The 18,435-nt window shown below is 71.4% G+C and carries 18 protein-coding genes; 12 read left to right on the top strand and 6 right to left on the bottom strand.

The annotated features are described in order from the left end of the window. The first annotated feature begins 43 nt into the window (after positions 1-43). The 3 genes from ACWD26_RS07495 to ACWD26_RS07485 all read left to right on the top strand — a co-directional run bounded on the left by ACWD26_RS07495 (position 44) and on the right by ACWD26_RS07485 (position 3,124). Positions 44-1,822 (top strand): lytic transglycosylase domain-containing protein, encoded by a 1,779-nt coding sequence (locus tag ACWD26_RS07495; RefSeq protein ID WP_451267218.1) that lies wholly within the window; start codon positions 44-46, stop codon positions 1,820-1,822. A gap of 146 nt (positions 1,823-1,968) precedes the next feature. Next, positions 1,969-2,103: an SPW_0924 family protein gene (locus ACWD26_RS07490; protein WP_451267216.1), complete on the top strand. Its 135-nt coding sequence runs from the start codon at positions 1,969-1,971 to the stop codon at positions 2,101-2,103. Between the two features lie 28 nt (positions 2,104-2,131). Continuing rightward, positions 2,132-3,124 carry a DUF3068 domain-containing protein gene (locus ACWD26_RS07485; protein WP_451267214.1) on the top strand — a complete coding sequence of 331 codons (993 nt, stop codon included), beginning with the start codon at positions 2,132-2,134 and terminating at the stop codon, positions 3,122-3,124. Here the strand turns inward: ACWD26_RS07485 and hrpB are convergent. Then, on the bottom strand, positions 3,114-5,654 hold the full coding sequence (gene hrpB, locus ACWD26_RS07480; RefSeq protein ID WP_451267212.1) for an ATP-dependent helicase HrpB: 2,541 nt from the start codon (positions 5,652-5,654) through the stop codon (positions 3,114-3,116). The two genes, ACWD26_RS07485 and hrpB, sit on opposite strands and share 11 nt — an antisense overlap. Positions 5,655-5,679: 25 nt before the next feature. Next, entirely contained in the window at positions 5,680-6,597 is a 918-nt protein-coding gene (locus ACWD26_RS07475) for a class I SAM-dependent methyltransferase (protein WP_451267210.1), read from the bottom strand. A gap of 318 nt (positions 6,598-6,915) precedes the next feature. On the opposite strand from ACWD26_RS07475, the gene rpsA reads away from it, so the two are divergent. The 4 genes from rpsA to ACWD26_RS07455 all read left to right on the top strand — a co-directional run bounded on the left by rpsA (position 6,916) and on the right by ACWD26_RS07455 (position 10,828). Next, complete coding sequence (gene rpsA, locus ACWD26_RS07470) at positions 6,916-8,412, top strand: 30S ribosomal protein S1 (protein WP_451267208.1); 1,497 nt, start codon at positions 6,916-6,918, stop codon at positions 8,410-8,412. Between the two features lie 339 nt (positions 8,413-8,751). Then, positions 8,752-9,690 carry a PAC2 family protein gene (locus ACWD26_RS07465; RefSeq protein ID WP_451267206.1) on the top strand — a complete coding sequence of 313 codons (939 nt, stop codon included), beginning with the start codon at positions 8,752-8,754 and terminating at the stop codon, positions 9,688-9,690. Between the two features lie 78 nt (positions 9,691-9,768). Next, entirely contained in the window at positions 9,769-10,392 is a 624-nt protein-coding gene (gene coaE / locus ACWD26_RS07460; protein WP_451267204.1) for a dephospho-CoA kinase, read from the top strand. A gap of 55 nt (positions 10,393-10,447) precedes the next feature. Continuing rightward, positions 10,448-10,828 carry a tetratricopeptide repeat protein gene (locus ACWD26_RS07455; RefSeq protein WP_451267202.1) on the top strand — a complete coding sequence of 127 codons (381 nt, stop codon included), beginning with the start codon at positions 10,448-10,450 and terminating at the stop codon, positions 10,826-10,828. 56 nt (positions 10,829-10,884) lie between these two features. Here the strand turns inward: ACWD26_RS07455 and ACWD26_RS07450 are convergent, their stop codons facing one another. After that, positions 10,885-11,142 (bottom strand): DUF6343 family protein, encoded by a 258-nt coding sequence (locus ACWD26_RS07450; RefSeq protein WP_451267200.1) that lies wholly within the window; start codon positions 11,140-11,142, stop codon positions 10,885-10,887. 109 nt (positions 11,143-11,251) lie between these two features. On the opposite strand from ACWD26_RS07450, the gene ACWD26_RS07445 reads away from it, so the two are divergent. The 3 genes from ACWD26_RS07445 to ACWD26_RS07435 all read left to right on the top strand — a co-directional run bounded on the left by ACWD26_RS07445 (position 11,252) and on the right by ACWD26_RS07435 (position 13,593). Beyond that, on the top strand, positions 11,252-12,241 hold the full coding sequence (locus ACWD26_RS07445) for an acyltransferase domain-containing protein (RefSeq protein ID WP_451267198.1): 990 nt from the start codon (positions 11,252-11,254) through the stop codon (positions 12,239-12,241). 96 nt (positions 12,242-12,337) lie between these two features. Continuing rightward, positions 12,338-13,030, top strand: coding sequence for a class I SAM-dependent methyltransferase (locus tag ACWD26_RS07440; protein WP_451267196.1), 693 nt, complete (start codon positions 12,338-12,340; stop codon positions 13,028-13,030). 113 nt (positions 13,031-13,143) lie between these two features. Further along, positions 13,144-13,593 carry a DoxX family protein gene (locus tag ACWD26_RS07435; RefSeq protein ID WP_451267194.1) on the top strand — a complete coding sequence of 150 codons (450 nt, stop codon included), beginning with the start codon at positions 13,144-13,146 and terminating at the stop codon, positions 13,591-13,593. A 100-nt stretch (positions 13,594-13,693) separates the two neighbouring features. Here the strand turns inward: ACWD26_RS07435 and ACWD26_RS07430 are convergent, their stop codons facing one another. After that, positions 13,694-14,200, bottom strand: a complete 507-nt coding sequence (locus ACWD26_RS07430) for an RNA-binding S4 domain-containing protein (RefSeq protein WP_451267192.1) — start codon at positions 14,198-14,200, stop codon at positions 13,694-13,696. 64 nt (positions 14,201-14,264) lie between these two features. Here ACWD26_RS07430 and ACWD26_RS07425 point away from each other — a divergent pair, with 64 nt between their 5' ends. Both ACWD26_RS07425 and pip read left to right on the top strand, forming a co-directional pair. After that, a complete protein-coding gene (locus tag ACWD26_RS07425; RefSeq protein WP_451267191.1) occupies positions 14,265-15,008 on the top strand; it encodes a uracil-DNA glycosylase in 744 nt (247 codons plus the stop codon). Positions 15,009-15,072: 64 nt separating this feature from the next. Continuing rightward, a complete protein-coding gene (pip, locus tag ACWD26_RS07420) occupies positions 15,073-16,059 on the top strand; it encodes a prolyl aminopeptidase (RefSeq protein ID WP_451267189.1) in 987 nt (328 codons plus the stop codon). A 3-nt stretch (positions 16,060-16,062) separates the two neighbouring features. Here pip and ACWD26_RS07415 read toward each other — a convergent pair whose 3' ends face one another. Together ACWD26_RS07415 and ACWD26_RS07410 are read right to left on the bottom strand one after the other, a co-directional pair. Then, positions 16,063-17,535: a LamG domain-containing protein gene (locus ACWD26_RS07415; protein WP_451267187.1), complete on the bottom strand. Its 1,473-nt coding sequence runs from the start codon at positions 17,533-17,535 to the stop codon at positions 16,063-16,065. An 86-nt stretch (positions 17,536-17,621) separates the two neighbouring features. Beyond that, the gene (locus ACWD26_RS07410) at positions 17,622-18,344 is read right to left on the bottom strand and encodes a GntR family transcriptional regulator (RefSeq protein ID WP_451267185.1); all 723 of its coding nucleotides are present in this window, start codon (positions 18,342-18,344) and stop codon (positions 17,622-17,624) included. Positions 18,345-18,435: the final 91 nt, after the last annotated feature.

Raw genomic sequence — 18,435 nt, 5'->3', positions numbered from 1 at the left:
GTAGAGCGCCAAGGCGATCGACCACCGAGGAGGGGTTCACTCAATGGCGGCGCAGTTCGGTTTGAGGCTCCGCAAGGGGGCGGCGACCACCGCCCTGGCCGCGGCCACGGTAGCGGCGTTGGCCGCCTCGCAGGCCCCGGGAGTGACCACCGACAGCGCAGGCAGACAGACGACCGGGGCGCCCGTGCCGGACGCGAGCCCCCAGGCCGAGGACACCGCCTCGGGCAACTCGCAGTACTACACGGACCTCCCGCCGCTCGACAGCCCCACCGTGACGCCCGGCACGGGCGACGGCTCGGGCGCGACCGCCGGTGAACGCGGTATACCCGCGACCGTCCTCGACGCCTACAAGAAGGCCGAGGCGTCCCTGCGCGAGTCCAAGCCCGGCTGCAACCTGCCCTGGGAACTCCTCGCCGCCATCGGCAAGGTGGAGTCCGGCCAGGCCCGCGGCGGCCGCGTCGACGCCGAGGGCACGACGACCAGCAAGATCCTCGGCCCGGTCCTCAACGGCAACGGGTTCGCGAACATCAGCGACACCGACAACGGCGTGCACGACGGCAACACCGTGTACGACCAGGCGGTCGGCCCCATGCAGTTCATCCCCTCCACCTGGCAGTGGGCGGGCCGCGACGGCAACGGCGACGGCGCCAAGGACCCCAACAACATCTACGACGCCGCCCTCGCCGCCGGCAACTACCTCTGCCGGTTCAACTGGGACCTGTCGAACAGCGGGAACCTCCGCAGCGCCATCCTCAGCTACAACAACTCCACCGAGTACTACAACCTCGTCATGACGTGGCTGGACCACTACCGCGAGGGCACCCACGAGATCCCGGACGGCACCGGTTCCCTGCCCGAGACGCCGAGCGGCAACAGCAACAACAACGGCGGCGGCAACGCCGGTGGCAGCAACAACGGCAGCAACAACGGCGGTGGCAACAGCAACGGCGGTGGCGACTCCGCGAGCCCCAACCCGACCCCGCCGAAGCCGGGGGAGCCCGACAAGCCGGGGAAGCCCGACAAGCCGGGGAAGCCGCCCACCGACGAGCCGGGCGACGGCGACACCACCACCCCGCCCGACAACCAGACCCCCACCGACACGGTGCACCACCTGGAGAACGCAGGCGCGTCGACCTTCACGGCCATGGCCGGCGACACCTTCACGGACAAGCTCGTCGCCCGCACCGAGACCAAGGCGGGCAAGGCCGTGGCGAAGGTCCGGGTCCGCTTCACCCTCGTCGGGGCCACGGACACCACCTTCGCCGGCGGCGAGAAGATCGCGACCATCATCACGGACAGCGCGGGCAAGGCCACCGCGCCCGCGCTCGTGGCCGGCGAGAAGACCGGCGCCGTCACGATCCGCGCGACCGTCATCGGCCGTTCCGTGGCCGCCCTCGACTACACGGCGACCGTCACCGCCCGCCAGGCCGACGCCCTCGCCCGGACCAGCACCACCGCGCTGACCTGCGTCCCGAACGGCGAGTTCGCCGAGCAGGTCGGGGTGAAGGCCACCTACCGGGGCGAGGTCGCGGACAAGGTCGCCGTCAAGGCCACCCTCATCAAGTCGCTCCTCGACGTCACCGAGAACGACAAGGGCCCCTACTTCAAGGGAGCGGACGAAAAGCCCGTGCGCACCCTGGCCCTGGAGACCGACGAGAACGGCCTGCTCACGCTGCCCAAGCTCTACTCGGACGACACCCCCGGCACGTTCCTGCTCCGCGTCGAGACCGAGGGCGGCGCGACGCTCACGGTCGAGCTGAAGGTGGAGGCGCCCCCGGCCGAGACGACCGAACCGGCGACGCCCAGCCCCAGCGAGTCCTAGCCGACACCTTCGTCCGTACGGCCATGGCGGCGCCCCTCTCCCGAGAGGGGCGCCGCTGCTGTGTGTGCGCGACGTGTTCTCATCTCGCCCACCCGTTGCTACGGTGCCGGATCTGACGAACTATCAGTTTCCGTCGGGAGGCCCGTATGCGTGCCTTGATCGCCGCCACCACCGGTCTCGCCCTCGCCTTCGCTCTCGCGTTCACGATCACGGCGCTGGGCTCACCGACGGGGGAGACCTCACCGAAGCCGTTGCTGACGACGGTCCCCGCACATCCATGAGCCGCAACCGCCCGGGAGGGAGGCCGAGATGCGCCGTAGGGCCGGTCTGATCCTGCTCGCGCTCGCCGTGTTCTTCACGGCGCTGTCCCCACTGCTGCGCTGGTACGTCTTCCCGAACGTGGCCAAGATCCCGGCGAACCAGTACCAGGACATGGTCCTGGAGGCGAAGAACGCGACCCTCCTCGACTACGGCACGATGACCGCGCGGACGGTCCCCGAGGTCACCATCGTGCAGACCCTCAAGGGCAACGTGGAGGCCTCCGAGGAGATCGAGAAGACGACCGACCGGGACGTCGTCGTCTGGGACGGTCTGTCGTACGTCCAGGGGCCGGACGGTGAGCTGGTCTCCCGTATCCCCGAGCGCTACATCTTCGACGCCCACACCCAGGAACCCGTGCACGCCAAGGGCGAGATGGTCGACGGCGACCCCGTGCGGCGGGAGGGCCTGGAATTCAAGTGGCCCTTCCTCACGGAGAAGAGGGACTACGAGTACTTCGACGCCCAGGCCCGGATCACGGCCCCCATCCACTACAAGGGCACCCAGGACTTCCGGGGCGTGGAGGTCTACTACTTCGAACAGACCATCCCCTGGACCAAGGTCCCCTTCCCCCGGGTGATGCCCGTCGAGGGCATCACCCGGGAGACGGTGGCCCAGACGGGCACGACCCGCTGGTACACCACCGTCCGCAAGTTCTGGGTGGAGCCCGTCACCGGCGCGCCCGTCTACGGCGAGGAGATCCACAAGGAGGAACTGCGTGGCGGCACGCTCCTGGGCGACCGCGAGAAGGTGACCGCCTTCGCCGGCCACGTGAAGATGCGCGAGGACTACACCGAACACACCATCGACCTGGTGAAGTCCCAGCGTCTCCTCGTCCTCCTCATGACCTCCTACCTGCCCTGGGGCTTCCTGGGCCTGGGGCTCCTGCTCCTGGCCCTCTCCCTCTACGTCGAGGCCCGCGGCCGCAGGCCCGGCGCGCCGGAGTCCAGCAAGCCCCCGGCGTCCGAGCCGGTCAGCGCCTGAGCCGCGCGTTCGTGTACCGGGTCGGCTCGGCGGTCGCCGGGTCCTCGGGCCACGGATGCCTGGGGTACCGACCGCGCAACTCCGCCCGTACGGCCCGGTATCCGTCCTTCCAGAAGGAGGCGAGGTCGGCGGTCACGGCGGCGGGCCGCCCGGCGGGGGAGAGCAGATGCACCAGCACGGGAACCCCGGCCAGCACGGGCGACTCCCGCAGCCCGAACATCTCCTGCAACTTCACCGCCAGCACCGGCTGCTCGGGCCGCGTGTAGTCCACCCGTATCCGGGAGCCGCTCGGCACCTCGATCCGCTCGGGCGCCAGCTCGTCCAGCCGTACGGCGTCCCCCGTGGACCACGGCAGCAACCGCTTCAACCCCTCTCCGGCGTCGATCCGCGCCAGATCTGCCCGCCGCCGGGCACGGCTCAGCTCCGGCTCCAACCACTCCTCCACGCGTGCGTGCAGCGCGTCGCCGGAAACGTCGGGCCAAGGCTCACCGAGCCGCGCACGCACAAAGGCCAGCCGCTCCCGCAGCCGCGTCGCGTCCTGGGACCACCGCAACAGGTCGAGCCCCTCGACCCGCAGCCCTTCGACGAGCGCCGCCCGTACGAGCGCCGGCGGGGCCTCCTTGAGCGGCCGCACCGTCAGCTCCACCGCCCCCAGCCGCTCGACCCGCCGCGCGACGACGTCCCCGTCCCGCCAGCCGACCTCCTCGCCCTGGCTGTGGAGGGCCCCGGCCGCCTCCCGAGCGACCCCCTCATCGATCACGACCGCGAGCCGCACGCGCGCGTGCCCGGCCCCCACTGCCCGATCGGCGACAGCCACGGCGATCCAAGGCGCCCCTTGCAACCCGGACCCCGCCCCGACCTCGGCCCGAGTCCCGGAAGCCATGAGATACGCCCCCTTGTCCCCCCGGGCCACCCTCTCCGGAAACGCGAGCGCGACCACGGCCCCCACCCCCCGATCGCCGTCATCACCTGCCCACTCGCCCGCCCCACTCCTGGCCGCAGCGTGAAGGGGCCGCGCCGAAGGCTCGGGCGGTGATGCGGCGCGCAGACGCCGGACCTCGGTGCGCCAGCGAGCGGCGTAGGCGTCACCCCCGCGCCGGGCGCGGCGCAGCGCGGCGGTGAGATCGTCGCCGTACTCCCGTGGCGGCTCCTCGCTCAGCAGCGCGACGACCTCAGCCGCCCGCTCGGCCCCCACCAGCGGCGTCGCGTCGAGGAGGGCCCGGGCCAAGCGGGGGTGCAGGCCCAGGCGGGACATGCGCACACCCCGTTCCGTGGCGTGCCCGGCGGAGCCGACCGCGCCGATCGCGGAGAGAACGTTCCGGGCCGCCGCCATCGCCCCGCTCGGCGGTGGGTCAAGGAGGGCGAGCCCCGAGGCGTCCGGGTCGCCCCAGCAGGACGTCTGGAGAGCGAACGCGGTCAGGTCGGCCACCTTGATCTCCGGCGAGGGGAAGCGCGGCAGACGGGTGTCCTCGGCCTCCGCCCAGCACCGGTAGACCGTGCCGGGGGCCTCGCGCCCGGCCCGCCCGGCCCGCTGCCGCCCGGCCGCCTGCGAGGCCCGTACGGTCGTCAGGGCGCTCAGCCCCCGCGCGTGGTCGACGCGTGGCTCCCGCGCGAGCCCGGAGTCGACCACGACCCGTACCCCGGGCACCGTCAGCGAGGACTCGGCCACCGAGGTCGCCAGCACCACCCGACGCCGCTCACCGCCCGCCAGCACGGCGTCCTGCACGGCGGCCGGCGCCCGCCCGTGCACCTGGAGCACCTCCACGTCACCGAGGTCGCCCAGCTGCCCGGCCACCCGTGCGATCTCGCCCACCCCGGGCAGGAAGCACAGGACGTCCCCGTGCCGCTCGGCCAGCGCCCGCCGCACCACCGACGCCACATGCGCCAACGCCGCCGGATCCACCCGCATCCCGTGCGGCGGCCGTACCGGACGGGCCGGCGGCGCCCACACCACCTCGACCGGGTACGACACCCCCTGCGCCGCGACCACCGGCGCACCGCCCAGCAGCCGCGCCCAGCCCTCCGCGTCCGTCGTCGCCGACGCCGCCACCAGCCGCAGCTCGGGCCGCAGCGCCGCCCGCACGTCGAGCAGGAACGCCGCCACCGTGTCCGCGTCCAGATGCCGCTCGTGGCACTCGTCGAGCACGACGACATCGGCCCCCTGCAACTCCTGGTCCCGCTGCAACCGTTGCAGCAGAACACCGGTCGTCACCACCTCCACGCGCGCGCGGGGGCCCACCACCCGTTCACCGCGCACGGTGTAGCCGACGCTCCGGCCGACGTCCTCGCCCAGCAGCCACGCCATCCGCCGCGCCGCCGCCCGCGCCGCGATCCGCCGGGGCTCGGCGACGACCACCCGCCGTACCGGCCCGCCGTCCAGCAGCCCCGCCAGGGCCAGCGGCACCAGCGTCGTCTTTCCGGTCCCGGGCGGCGCGACCAGCACGGCGGTGCCGTGGCCCTCCAGCGCCTCGTTCAGACCGGGCAGGGCAGCGCGCACGGGCAGCGCGTCCAGGGCGTCGTAACGGATCACGACTCCAGTGTGTCGTGCGCCCGCCTCAGTCCCGCTCGCACACGAAGATCGCCGTACCCGGGATCAGATTCCCGCGCAGCGGCGACCAGCCGCCCCACTCGGAGGTGTTCCAGGCGGGCCATTCCGGCTCGACCAGGTCGACCAGCCGGAGGTCCGCCGCCACGACGTCCCGGACGCGGTCGCCGATCGTCCGGTGGTGCTCCACGTAGACCGCCCGCCCATCGTCGTCCTGCTCGACATACGGCGTGCGGTCGAAGTAGGAGCCGGAGACGGACAGCCCCTCCGGGCCGGGCTCGTCGGGGAAGGCCCAGCGGATCGGATGCGTCACCGAGAAGACGAAACGGCCGCCTGGGCGCAGGACGCGGCGGACCTCCCGCAGCACCCGCACCGGGTCGGCGACGAAGGGCAGCGCCCCGTACGCCGAGCACGCCAGGTCGAAGGAGCCGTCCGCGAAGGGCAGGTCCCCGGCGTCGGCGCACACCAGCGGGAACGATCCCCCGATGCGCAGGGCGTGCTGGAGCTGACGGTGGGAGAGGTCCAGGGCGACCGGACGGGCCCCCTGGGCGGCCAGCCAGCGCGCGCACTGCGCGGCGCCGGCGCCGATCTCCAGGACGTCCTTGCCCTTCAGCTCCTCGGGCGGCCCCAGCAGCTCCGCCTCGACCTCGTCGAGCCCTTCCGGGCCCCACACGAAGCGGTCGTCGCCGAGGAATGTGCCGTGCTCGATCTGGTACTCGTCCGCGTTGCGGTCCCACCAGCCCCGGTTGGCCCGGGAACTCTCCGTCGTCCCGGCCTCGCGCCGGGTGGCCTCCGGTTCGGCGGCCTCGAGGGAACCAGGGGCCCCGTGGGCCTCGCCGGCTTCGTGGACATCGGGCTCTTGGATGATCGGCTCCCTCGTCGTACTCTTCCGTAACCTGCGTGACGCGACCCGTTCCGGTGGTGACACGAAAGGGGTCTCTCAGGCCTGCGTGGCCTCATGGGACAGGTTTTGTGCCGGGTATGCGGCGTTCCGCCCCGGGTGTGCGCCTTCGCGCATTGACCCTGCCTGGCTGCCCCCGTATGCTACAAGTTGCGCTGCGGGCCTGCGCACCTCAGACGTAGCAGGCTGCGCTCGCATCTGTCGTATGTCCCCTCGGTTTTCGAGGCGCCACCGGCTTTTCGCTGGTGTGGCGCTTCCTTGGCTGTCCGGCTTCTTCAGAGCGATACGGGCTCCCGGCGTAGCAGTACCTACGACTTCAATGTCCGCACCGGAGCCCTTTCCCACATGACGAGCAGCACCGAGACCACCGCCACCACCCCGCAGGTTGCGGTCAACGACATCGGTAACGAGGAAGCCTTCCTCGCCGCGATCGACGAGACGATCAAGTACTTCAACGACGGCGACATCGTCGACGGCGTCATCGTGAAGGTCGACCGGGACGAGGTCCTGCTCGACATCGGTTACAAGACCGAAGGTGTCATCCCGAGCCGTGAGCTCTCGATCAAGCACGACGTCGACCCCAACGAGGTCGTCGCCGTCGGTGACGAGATCGAAGCCCTTGTTCTCCAGAAGGAGGACAAGGAAGGCCGCCTGATCCTCTCGAAGAAGCGCGCCCAGTACGAGCGTGCCTGGGGCACGATCGAGAAGATCAAGGAAGAGGACGGCATCGTCACCGGTACCGTCATCGAGGTCGTCAAGGGTGGTCTCATCCTCGACATCGGCCTCCGTGGCTTCCTGCCGGCCTCCCTCGTCGAGATGCGCCGTGTCCGCGACCTCCAGCCCTACGTGGGCAAGGAGCTCGAGGCGAAGATCATCGAGCTGGACAAGAACCGCAACAACGTGGTCCTGTCCCGCCGCGCCTGGCTGGAGCAGACCCAGTCCGAGGTCCGCCAGACCTTCCTCACGACCCTCCAGAAGGGTCAGGTCCGCTCCGGCGTGGTCTCCTCGATCGTCAACTTCGGTGCCTTCGTGGACCTGGGTGGCGTCGACGGTCTGGTCCACGTCTCCGAGCTGTCCTGGAAGCACATCGACCACCCCTCCGAGGTTGTCGAGGTCGGCCAGGAAGTCACCGTCGAGGTCCTCGACGTCGACATGGACCGCGAGCGTGTCTCCCTGTCGCTGAAGGCGACCCAGGAAGACCCGTGGCAGCAGTTCGCCCGGACCCACCAGATCGGCCAGGTCGTGCCCGGCAAGGTCACGAAGCTGGTTCCGTTCGGTGCGTTCGTCCGCGTGGACGAGGGCATCGAGGGTCTGGTCCACATCTCCGAGCTGGCCGAGCGCCACGTGGAGATCCCGGAGCAGGTCGTCCAGGTCAACGACGAGATCTTCGTCAAGGTCATCGACATCGACCTCGAGCGCCGTCGCATCAGCCTCTCGCTGAAGCAGGCCAACGAGTCCTTCGGTTCGGACCCGGCCTCGGTCGAGTTCGACCCGACGCTGTACGGCATGGCCGCGTCGTACGACGACCAGGGCAACTACATCTACCCCGAGGGCTTCGACCCCGAGACCAACGACTGGCTCGAGGGGTACGAGAAGCAGCGCGAGGAGTGGGAGCGCCAGTACGCCGAGGCGCAGACCCGCTTCGAGCAGCACCAGCAGCAGGTCATCAAGTCCCGCGAGGCCGACGCCGCTGCCGCGGCCGAGGGCGGCGACACCGCGGGTGCGGCTCCGGCCGCGGGTGGTGGCTCGTACTCCTCCGAGGGTGCGGACACCTCCGGTGCCCTGGCCTCGGACGAGGCCCTGGCTGCCCTCCGCGAGAAGCTGGCCGGCGGCCAGAGCTGAACGCACACGGCTGACGTCTAGCCGATAACGCTTGAGGGCCCGCACCCTTCTGGGTGCGGGCCCTCAGTGCTGCCCAGGGGGGCGCGCGGTGGCGGCGTGGGGGCGCCCCCCACGGCTTCCACGGCCCGCGCGGCGTGATGGTCGGCTACTACAACTTCGGTGCTACAGCCGTCCGCCCGGGAAGGCCGTGACCGCGCTCCACGCGCGCGGGGAGCGGTCGTAGACGTGCGCCGGGACGCATGCCCTGGACGTATGCGCCGGCACGTGCGGAACGCCCTGCGGGAATGCCCGGCCCCCGTCCCGCGTTGGGAAGTACGGACACGAGGAGGAGCGGTCACAGTGCTTGATCCGCAGGGTTTGTACGCATGGGAGCCGAAGGGCCTGGCAGTCGTCGACATGGCGCTCGCCCAGGAGTCGGCGGGACTTGTCATGCTCTACCACTTCGACGGATACATCGACGCGGGTGAGACGGGCGAACAGATCGTCGAGCGGCTTCTCGGCTCACTGCCCCACCAGGTGGTGGCCCGCTTCGACCACGACCGGCTCGTGGACTACCGCGCGCGCCGCCCGCTGCTGACGTTCAAGCGCGACAGCTGGACCGACTACGAGGAGCCGACGCTGGACGTACGGCTCGTCCAGGACGCCACCGGCGCGCCCTTCCTGCTGCTGTCGGGCCCCGAGCCGGATGTGGAGTGGGAGCGCTTCGCGGCCGCCGTCCAGCAGATCGTGGAGCGGCTCGGCGTCCGCCTGTCGGTGAACTTCCACGGCATCCCCATGGGTGTACCGCACACCCGTCCGGTCGGCCTCACCCCGCACGGCAACCGGGCCGAGCTGGTGCCCGGCCACCGCAGCCCCTTCGAGGAGGCCCAGGTCCCCGGCAGCGCCGAGTCCCTGGTGGAGTACCGCCTCATGCAGGCCGGACACGACGTGCTGGGCGTCGCCGCGCACGTCCCGCACTACATCGCCCGCTCCCCCTACCCGGACGCCGCCCTGACCGTCCTGGAGGCCGTCACGGCCGCCACGGGCCTGGTCCTGCCCTCCGTCGCGCACGCCCTGCGCACGGAGGCGCACCGTACGCAGACCGAGATCGACCGGCAGATCAGGGAAGGCGACGAGGAACTCGTCGCCCTCGTCCAGGGTCTCGAGCACCAGTACGACGCGGCCGCGGGCGCCGAGACGCGGGGCAACATGCTCGCGGAGCCCGTCGACATCCCGTCCGCGGACGAGATCGGACGCGAGTTCGAGAAGTTCCTGGCGGAGCGGGAGGGCGAGGGCTGAGCCGTCTCAGGCCTGTGGGAGACCCGGAAACCAGGGTCTCCCACAGGGGTGTCAGTGGCAGGCCCTAAGCTGCCGGGCATGCTGAAAGTGGGTCTCACCGGCGGTATCGGCGCCGGCAAGAGCGAGGTGTCGCGGCTGCTCGTGGAGTGCGGCGCCGTGCTGATCGACGCGGACCGGATCGCACGCGAGGTCGTCGCCCCGGGCACGCCCGGGCTCGCGGCGGTCGTCGAGACCTTCGGCGAGGACGTCCTCGCGCCGGACGGCGGCCTGGACCGCCCCAAGCTGGGCTCCCTCGTCTTCGCGGACCCGGAGAAGCTCGCCGCGCTGAACGCGATCGTGCACCCCTTGGTGGGCGCCCGCTCCAGAGAGCTGGAGAACTCGGCCGCCGAGGACGCCGTCGTCGTCCACGACGTCCCCCTGCTCACCGAGAACGGCCTCGCCCCGCTGTACGACCTGGTCGTCGTCGTGGACGCCGCCCCCGAGACCCAGCTCGACCGTCTCGTACGCCTGCGCGGCATGACCGAGGAGGACGCACGCGCGCGTATGGCCGCCCAGGCCACCCGTGAGAAGCGTCTGGAAATCGCGGACATCGTCATCGACAACGACGTCCCCCTGGAGGACCTCCGGCGGCGGGTAAGGGAGGTATGGGCGGATCTCACGCGCCGGGCACACCCGTCCCGGGAGGGATCCGAACGCTCGTAGGAATAGCCGGGGCGCAGGGGGCGTTGAACCGTCCCAGCAAGGGAAGGACTCAGCCGTGCCCGAGACCAGCGGTTCCACCGGACGTACCCCGGAGACGCACGTCATCGACTTCCGCGCCGCCGAGCAGCTGCTCGCCGCGCGCGACCCGCGGGGCGCGGTGAAGCTGCTCGACCGGGTCATAGCCGAGCACCCCGAGAACACCGCCGCCCGGTTGCTGCGCGCCCGCGCCTTCTTCGCGGCCGCCCAACTGCGGCCCGCCGAGCTGGAGTTCACCATCGTCCTGGAGCGCGAGCCGGACAACGCGTTCGCGCACTTCGCCCTCGCCCGCACCTATCAGCGGCAGGCCCGCCCCGACCAGGCCAAGCGGCACTTTCGGCTCGCCGCCGCCCTGGACCCCAATCCGCAGTACCTGGAAGCGGCACGCTTCGACACCTGAGGGCTCGCATCGGCCTGTCCCGCGGTTCGCCGCGCCCAGGCGGGGCGCGGGATGTCCTAGTCCCTCACCGGTGGGTACGGGGGAATGTCTCGGCCCGGCTGGTAGTGCGGGCCCTGGCGGATGTGGCGCAGGATCATCGTCAGGTCGACGATGACGATCAGCCACAGCACCCCGCAGGCGGCGGCCCAGCCGGGGCGGCCGGCCAGAGCGAAGGCCACTGTTCCGGCGATCGCCCAGATCAGGCCCCACACGCTCAGCCAGAGACGCATCCGCAGGGGACTGCGCGCTGTCCTCGGTTCACTGCCGGTACGCATCGGATCGCCGCTCCTCCTCGTCCTACTCGGAAACGTACTCTCCGTCTCGTGCGTTCTCCAGAAGACCCGTGCGGTAGAAGACCGAGGCGGTGTGAGGGGGAGGCGACGGGTGCTGCTGGACGCGCTGCGGGCGGACGAGAAGCTCACCGACTGGCTGAAGGAACTGGAGGAGGGCGAGGGCGCCCCGGAAGCCCAGGCGCGGCTTCCGGACGCCGACGATCTGCTCGATGTGCTGGTGGACCTCGCCGTGCCGTACGAGGACATCAACGACATGGTCGCGCTGCGCCGCACGCTCGCGGACGACGAGGGGGCGACCTGGCTGTTCGAGCGGTGTGTCGCCGGGCTCGTGCGGGACATGGGGAAGATCGGCAAAGGGCTGAGGCTGCTGCCGCTTCCCCCGGAATCGGGCCCGCTGGGCCGCTACTTCCATGTGTACGTCTGCGCCGCGGCCCTGCCGTACGTGCGCGCGTACCACCGCGAGCGCGGCATCCCCGACGACATCTCCCGGCGTACCCTCGCGGATCTGGGCCGGGGGCTGGTGCTGCACCGCCGGCGGTACGGCGTGGGCGGGCTGGTGGCACCGACCTGGTTCTCGCTGCACTTCCACGGGGAGCTGTTCCAGCTCGGTCGGCTGCAGTACCAGCGGTCACGGCTGAGCGGGCGCGAGGGGGTCGCGCTGGCGGCGGCCGGTCTGACGCTACGGCCCGGAGACCCCTGCCTCGACCTGCACATACCCGACTACGCGGGACCCCTGACCCCGCAAGCGTGCGACCGTTCCCTGGCGCTGGCCCATGACTTCTTCCCCCGGCACTTCCCGGAGGAGCACTACACGGCGGGCTGCTGCCACTCCTGGCTCCTCGACCCACAGCTGAAGCGGTACCTGCCGGAGAACTCCAATATCGTCCGCTTCCAGGACCGGTTCAGGATCGCCTGCCGGACCGGCGAACCCGAGGACGACCTGCCGATCCGCTTCGTGTTCGGGGACCCGGACCTGCCCGTGGAGACGCTGCCGCGCCGGACGAGTCTGGAGCGGACCGTGGTCGATCATCTGCGGGCGGGCGGGCACTGGTACAGCGGGCATGGATGGTTCGCGTGGTGACGCATCGACGACACGTTCGGCTCGGGGTACACATGTTCACTCCATCGGGTGACAGGTGACAGGAACGGCCCCCGCCCGCCCGGCCGTTGGACGGATATGAGCATTCAGATGCGTGAGGGCTACAAGGGGACCGGACCCGGCGCGATCACCCCGGACGGCTGCGCGGTCGAGCTGTACTCGCGGCTGCCGGTGGGGAACGAGCCGGAGGTGATCGCGGGCGTCGCGCCCGCGGGTGCGCGCATCCTCGAACTGGGCAGTGGGGTGGGCCGTATGACCCATCCCCTGATCGAGCGGGGGTTCACCGTCACGGCCGTCGACGAGTCGGCGGAGATGCTGGAGCGGGTCCGAGGAGCCCGCACGATATGCGGCCGCATCGAGGAGCTCGACCTGGGCGAGAAGTACGACGTGGTGCTGCTCGCGTCGTTCCTCGTCCACGCCGGGGACTCCGAGGTGCGGCGCGCGTTGCTCGCGACGTGTCTGCGGCATGTCGCGGACGACGGCTTCGTGCTGATCCAGCGCGAGGGGGAGGACTACCACACGAACGTGCCCCGGGAGCGTGTCGACCCCCGGGGCCACACGGTCCGCATAGCCTCGACCGAACCGGTCGGGGACGGGGTCAACGAGGTGTTCGTGGAGTACGTCTTCCCGGACGGCGAGTGGACCCAGACGTTCCGGACACGGCCGCTGACCAAGCAGCAGTTCGAGGAGGCGCTGGGGGAGGCGGGGCTGAAGGTGGACCGGTATCTGACGGAGGACCGGATATGGGTGAAGGCGGTGCCGGCGCGGTGACGGGGAGCCGGGGAATCTCGGCGTGAGAATCGGGCGGGCAGCGATGAGTTCGGGGGAGCGCCCCGGTCTACCTCTGTGACAGCACGACGGAACCGCTTCACACAGGAGACCCCATGTCCGAGACCATCGCTCCCGTCACCCGCACCGCTTCCACCCCCGGCACGAAGGGCACCGCTCGCAGCAAGGGTGCGCGGATCTCGCTGCGTGCGCTGCAGATCGTGCTCGCCCTGTTCTACGCCTTCGCGAGCGCGCTGCCCAAGCTGATCGCTCATCCGTCGGCCGTCGAGTCCTTCGACACGCTCGGCTGGGGCAGCGCGGGGATGTACACCATCGGTGCGCTCGAACTGGCCGGTGCGATCGGGCTGTTGATCCCCGCGCTGGCCTCGGTCGCGGCGGCCTCGCTGGGCGCGCTGATGGTGGGTGCGTTCATCACGCAGATCACCGCCTTCGACGGGGAGTACGCGGCGACACCGATCATCCTGATCGTTCCCCTCGCCCTGATCGCCTGGGTGCGGCGCCAGGACATGGCCGGGCCGGCCGGGTGGACGCGCCGGGAGGCGTGAGCGTTGATGGGCCCGGGGAACCGCGTGACCGGCCACGATGGTGCCGCGCACGAGCGACGGCACCTCGCGGTACCTCCAGCGGAGCGCTCAGGCGGAGCGCTCAGGTGGGGCGGCGGTGGCGTTCGGCGTTCGCGGACTCGGCCAGGCCCCGGAGGCGCTCCAGGTCGCGGCGGTCGCGTTTCGTGGGGCGGCCGGTGCCCCGGTCGCGGATGCCGGCGGGGGCGGTGGCCTCGCGGGGCGGGGGCGGCGGGGAGTTGTCGACGTAGCACTCGGCGGCGACGGGCGCGCCGACCCGCTTGCGGATCAGACGCTTGACGACGACGATCCGCTCGTGGCCGCCGGCCTGCCGGAGCCGCACCTCGTCGCCGACACGCACCGCGTACGCGGGCTTGACCCGCTCGCCGTTGACGCGGACATGGCCGCCCCGGCAGGCGGTGGCGCCCATCGAGCGGGTCTTGACCAGGCGGACGGACCAGATCCAGCTGTCGATGCGGACGGTCTCGCCGCCCGTGGGGCGGGCGGCCTCGGCGGCTGCCGCTGCCGTGTCGGAGCCCCGGTCCGTGGTGCTCGGACCGCTCGCCCGCTCCTCCGTACCTTCAGAAGCCATGCTCCGACCTTAGCTCCCCGCTCGGCCCTCTCGGGGAGGCGATCACCGGACGTACCGTGGAGCCATGGGCAGCGGCGTAGACGGTGACGGGGGCAGCGGCTGGGGCGGTGGGGCGACCGGGCTGGCCGCGCTCGACGCGCGGATCACCGGGTGCCGGGCCTGTCCCCGGCTGGTCGAGTGGCGGGAAGAGGTGGCGCGTACCAAGCGGGCCGCGTTCGCCGACCAGGAGTACTGGGGACGTCCGGTGCCGGGCTTCGGGCCGCCCGACGCGGCGCTGCTGATCGTCGGGCTCGCGCCCGCCGCGCACGGGGGGAACCGGACGGGGCGGATGTTCACCGGCGACCGCTCGGGCGACGTACTCTACGCGGCGCTGCACGACGTGGGCCTGGCCTCGCGCGGCACGGTGGCCGGCATCGACGACGGGCTGGAGCTGTACGGCGTACGGATCACCTCGCCCGTGCACTGCGCGCCGCCCGCGAACAAGCCGACCTCCGAGGAACGGAACACCTGTCGGCCGTGGCTGGTCCGGGAGCTGGAGCTGTTGCGGCCCACGCTGCGGGCCGTGGTCGTGCTCGGGGCCTTCGGCTGGCAGGCCACGCTGCCCGCGCTCGCCGAGGCCGGCTGGGACATACCCCGGCCACGGCCCGTCTTCGGCCACGGCACCCACGTACCGCTCGACGGGCTCGACCTCTACGGCTGCTTCCACGTGAGCCAGCGCAACACCTTCACCGGTCGGCTGACCCCGGCGATGCTGCGCGAGGTCCTGGGCACGGCGGCGAAGGCCGCGGGGCTGCCGGTCACGTCGTAGGAGAGCCGGCCCGGAGGGCAAAAACCGGCTGCCGACGCAGTCGTGCGCCGGTTAGGGTCGCGCAATGCCCCTCTATCCGGAGATCGAACCGTACGACCACGGCATGCTCGACGTCGGGGACGGCAACCGCGTGTACTGGGAGGTCTGCGGGAATCCGCAGGGCAAACCCGCCGTCGTGCTGCACGGCGGGCCGGGATCCCGGGCCAACGGGTGGTTCCGGCGGCTCTTCGACCCCGAGGCGTACCGGATCGTGCTGCTCGACCAGCGCGGCTGCGGGCGTTCGACGCCGCCGGCGAGTGCGTACGAGACCGACATGAGCGTCAACACGACGGATCATCTGATCGCCGACCTGGAGCTGCTGCGGCGGCACCTCGGGATCGGGCGGTGGCTGGTGTGGGGCGTGTCATGGGGATCGGCGCTCGGGCTGCGATACGCGCAGACGCATCCGGAGGCCGTGACCGAGCTGGTCCTCACCGGGGTCGCCACGGGCTCCGACGCCGAAGTCGCCCTGCTGACCAGGGGACTCGGGCAGTTCTTCCCGGAGGCGTTCGAAAGGTTCCTGGCCGAACTGCCCGAGGACGAGCGGGACGGGAACCTGGCGGCCGCGTACAACCGGCTGATCGAGTCGCCCGACGAGGCGGTGCGGGCGCGGGCGGCGCGGGCCTGGACCGACTGGGAGACGGCCATCGCGGCGCAGCCGCCCCGCTCCGTGCCGCGCTATGAGGACCCGGTGTTCCGCTACGGCTTCGCTCGCACCGTCACCCACTACTGGGGCAACGGTCACTTCCTCGGAGAGGGTGCGGGAGAGGGCGCGGGCGACGACGCCGACGGTGTCGTCCTGCGCGACGCGCCCCGGCTCAAAGGCGTTCCGGGCACCCTCGTCCAGGGCAGCCTCGACCCCGGGAACCTCCTCGGCATCGTCTGGCGCCTCCACCACGCCTGGCCCGGCAGCGAGTTGGTCCTCGTCGACGACGTGGGACACAATGCGGGCGCACCGGACATGGCGGAGGCGCTGGTGGCGGCGACGGACGCGTACGCCAAGAGCGGCTGAGCGTCAGACGACGCGGGCCGCCGAGATGGGCCGGGCGGCGACGACGTAGTCCGGCGACGCGCCGTAGGAACTCCAGCGGTAGCGGGTGAAATAGCCCGTGGCGTTCGAGGCGTAGAACATCATGTGGCCGATGCCCACCCCTTGGAAGTCCTCGCCGTCGACACTGCCGACCATGCGCGTGTCGGGGTGTGTGGTGGCGCTGGGCTGCCCGTACACGCCGTGCGGGGAGGAGGTCATGTCGATGACCTCGATCGCGTACTGGGTCTCGCCGTCCCTCGCACCGGTCCCGGTGTAGACGCCCTTGACCTCGCGGACCATCACGATGTGCCCGGTGGCGTCGGTGACCTCGGGGCCGTACTCGACCGCGATCAGGTCGCCCGGCAGCAGGTCGGCGACCTTGCGGACGGGCTGGAAGTGCGGGCCGCCGCTGCCCTCGGTGAAGGCCTTGCGGTACTCGGCGGCCTCGGGGATGCCGTCGTCGAAGTACTGCCGGAAGTAGTCCGCGGTGGCCCAGCCGTAGGTGTGTCTGAGCACCCAGGTGATGAAGGACGAACAGCGGGCCTGCGCGACCCAACTGGTCAGGTCGTCGGGTGTGCCCCAGGTGACCGTCGACGAGGCGCCGACAAGGTACTGGTTGTTCTCGGCGGCGGTACGGCCGCTGATGAGGGACGCCTCGTCGGCGCTGAGGGCGCGCCCGTACGCCCGTACGTCGTCCACCGAGCCCTTGAAGCGGTTCACATGGGTGCCGTCCCACTTGGCGCGGCCTATGTTGAAGCCCTGCGGCGAGGCCCAGGACAGGGTGGTGGCGGTGCTGCCATGCCGTTCGCCGTTCACGTACAGGTGGATCTGTGTGCCGTCCCACACTCCGGTCAGGTGGGTCCAGACTCCGCGCTCGGCGGCGGTGTTGGCGAAGGCCGAGACCTTGGTGCTCTGGTCCTCGCTGCGGACCTTGAACGCCCAGGTCTTGAACTCCGGGTCGTACTGGAGGAGGAAACGGCTGGCGCTCGTGCCGTCCTGGCTGACCGCCGTGTACATGTTCGCCAGGTCGGCGGGTGCGTCGCCGTTCGCGAGGCGCACCCAGGCCGAGACCGTGAACGGGGCCGTGGTGTCGAGGACGGAGGCCGTGGCGGCGTACGCGGTGGAGGTGCCGTTGAAGGTGAGTTCGCCGCCGGAGCGCAGGGTCGACCAGCCGGCGCCGGAGCCGAGGGTGACGGGCCGGTCGCGGCCGGAGCGGTCGGCGCCGGTGCCGTCCAGCGGCCAGTGCCCGACGAGGCCGGCCGGCAGATAGCCGGACGCCAGGAGACGCTGGTAGTGCACCATCCGCTCGGCCTCCGCCAGATGCGGGGTTGTGACGGGGGTGAACGGAGTGGTGAGCGGGGCGTCGGCCGCGGCGGTGCCCGCGCTCCCCGCCACCCCGGTGAGCGCCCCCACGCCCACGAACGCCGCTCCGCTCAACAGTCCACGTCTGCTGACCATGCCCCACTCCCCAACTGACTTGGCGACCGCCTGAGTTGACGGACCGGCAGAGTGTAGGCGGACTGGTGCTCGCGGTTCACCAGGGTTTACGGCCCGCCGTCGGCACCGTCCGCACCGTCCGCACCGTCCCTGCTCTCCTCGCTGTTCTCGCCGAACAGGTGCCGCACCGTCGAGCGGTAGTTGGTCCGGACGTGGGTGAGCGCGTGGGCGCGGGCGCGGTCCGGGTCGCCGGAGGCGATGGACTCGTACAACTCGCGGTGTTCGCTGAGGAGTTGGGGCCACTCGGTGTTCTGGCGGGTCAGCCAGCGCAGCCGTCCGTCGACCGGCTCCATGACGGAGATGAGCAGGCTGTTGCCGGCCATGGCGAGGACGCGGTCGTGGAAACGGGTGTTGATGTCGGTGATCGTCTCGGCGTCCCCGGCGCGGGTCGCCTCCGCCGCCCGGTCGAGCAGGGCCGACAGCTCGGCCAGGGACTCCGGGGTGGCGCGGGAGGCGGCGAGCCCGGCGGCGTACACCTCCAGCGCCTCACGCAGTTCGAAGAGTTCCGCCACGTCGGCCGGGGTGAGGCGGCGGACGACCGTGCGGCGCGGGGTCTCGAAGTGGACGAAGCCCTCCGCGACCAGGGCGCGGATCGCCTCGCGGACCGGGACGCGGGAGACCCCGAAGCGGTCGGCCAACTCGCGCTCCACGAGCCGGTCGCCCGGGCGGAGCCGCCCCGCGATGATGTCCTGCCGAAGGGTCCCCAGGACACGCTCGCGCACCGCACCGAGGGGTTCGATCTTCGCTCCTTCCGGAGCCACGGAGCTCATGGGGCAATCTTCGCCGACGCGAGGCGTGTTTTACGTGGCGTTAACAACAGCGACATCGGTCAGAACGGTTGACGGGAGGACTATGAGCGCA

Source organism: Streptomyces sp. NPDC002787 (genome assembly GCF_053592095.1).
This window is presented reverse-complemented; position numbering and strand designations above follow the sequence as displayed.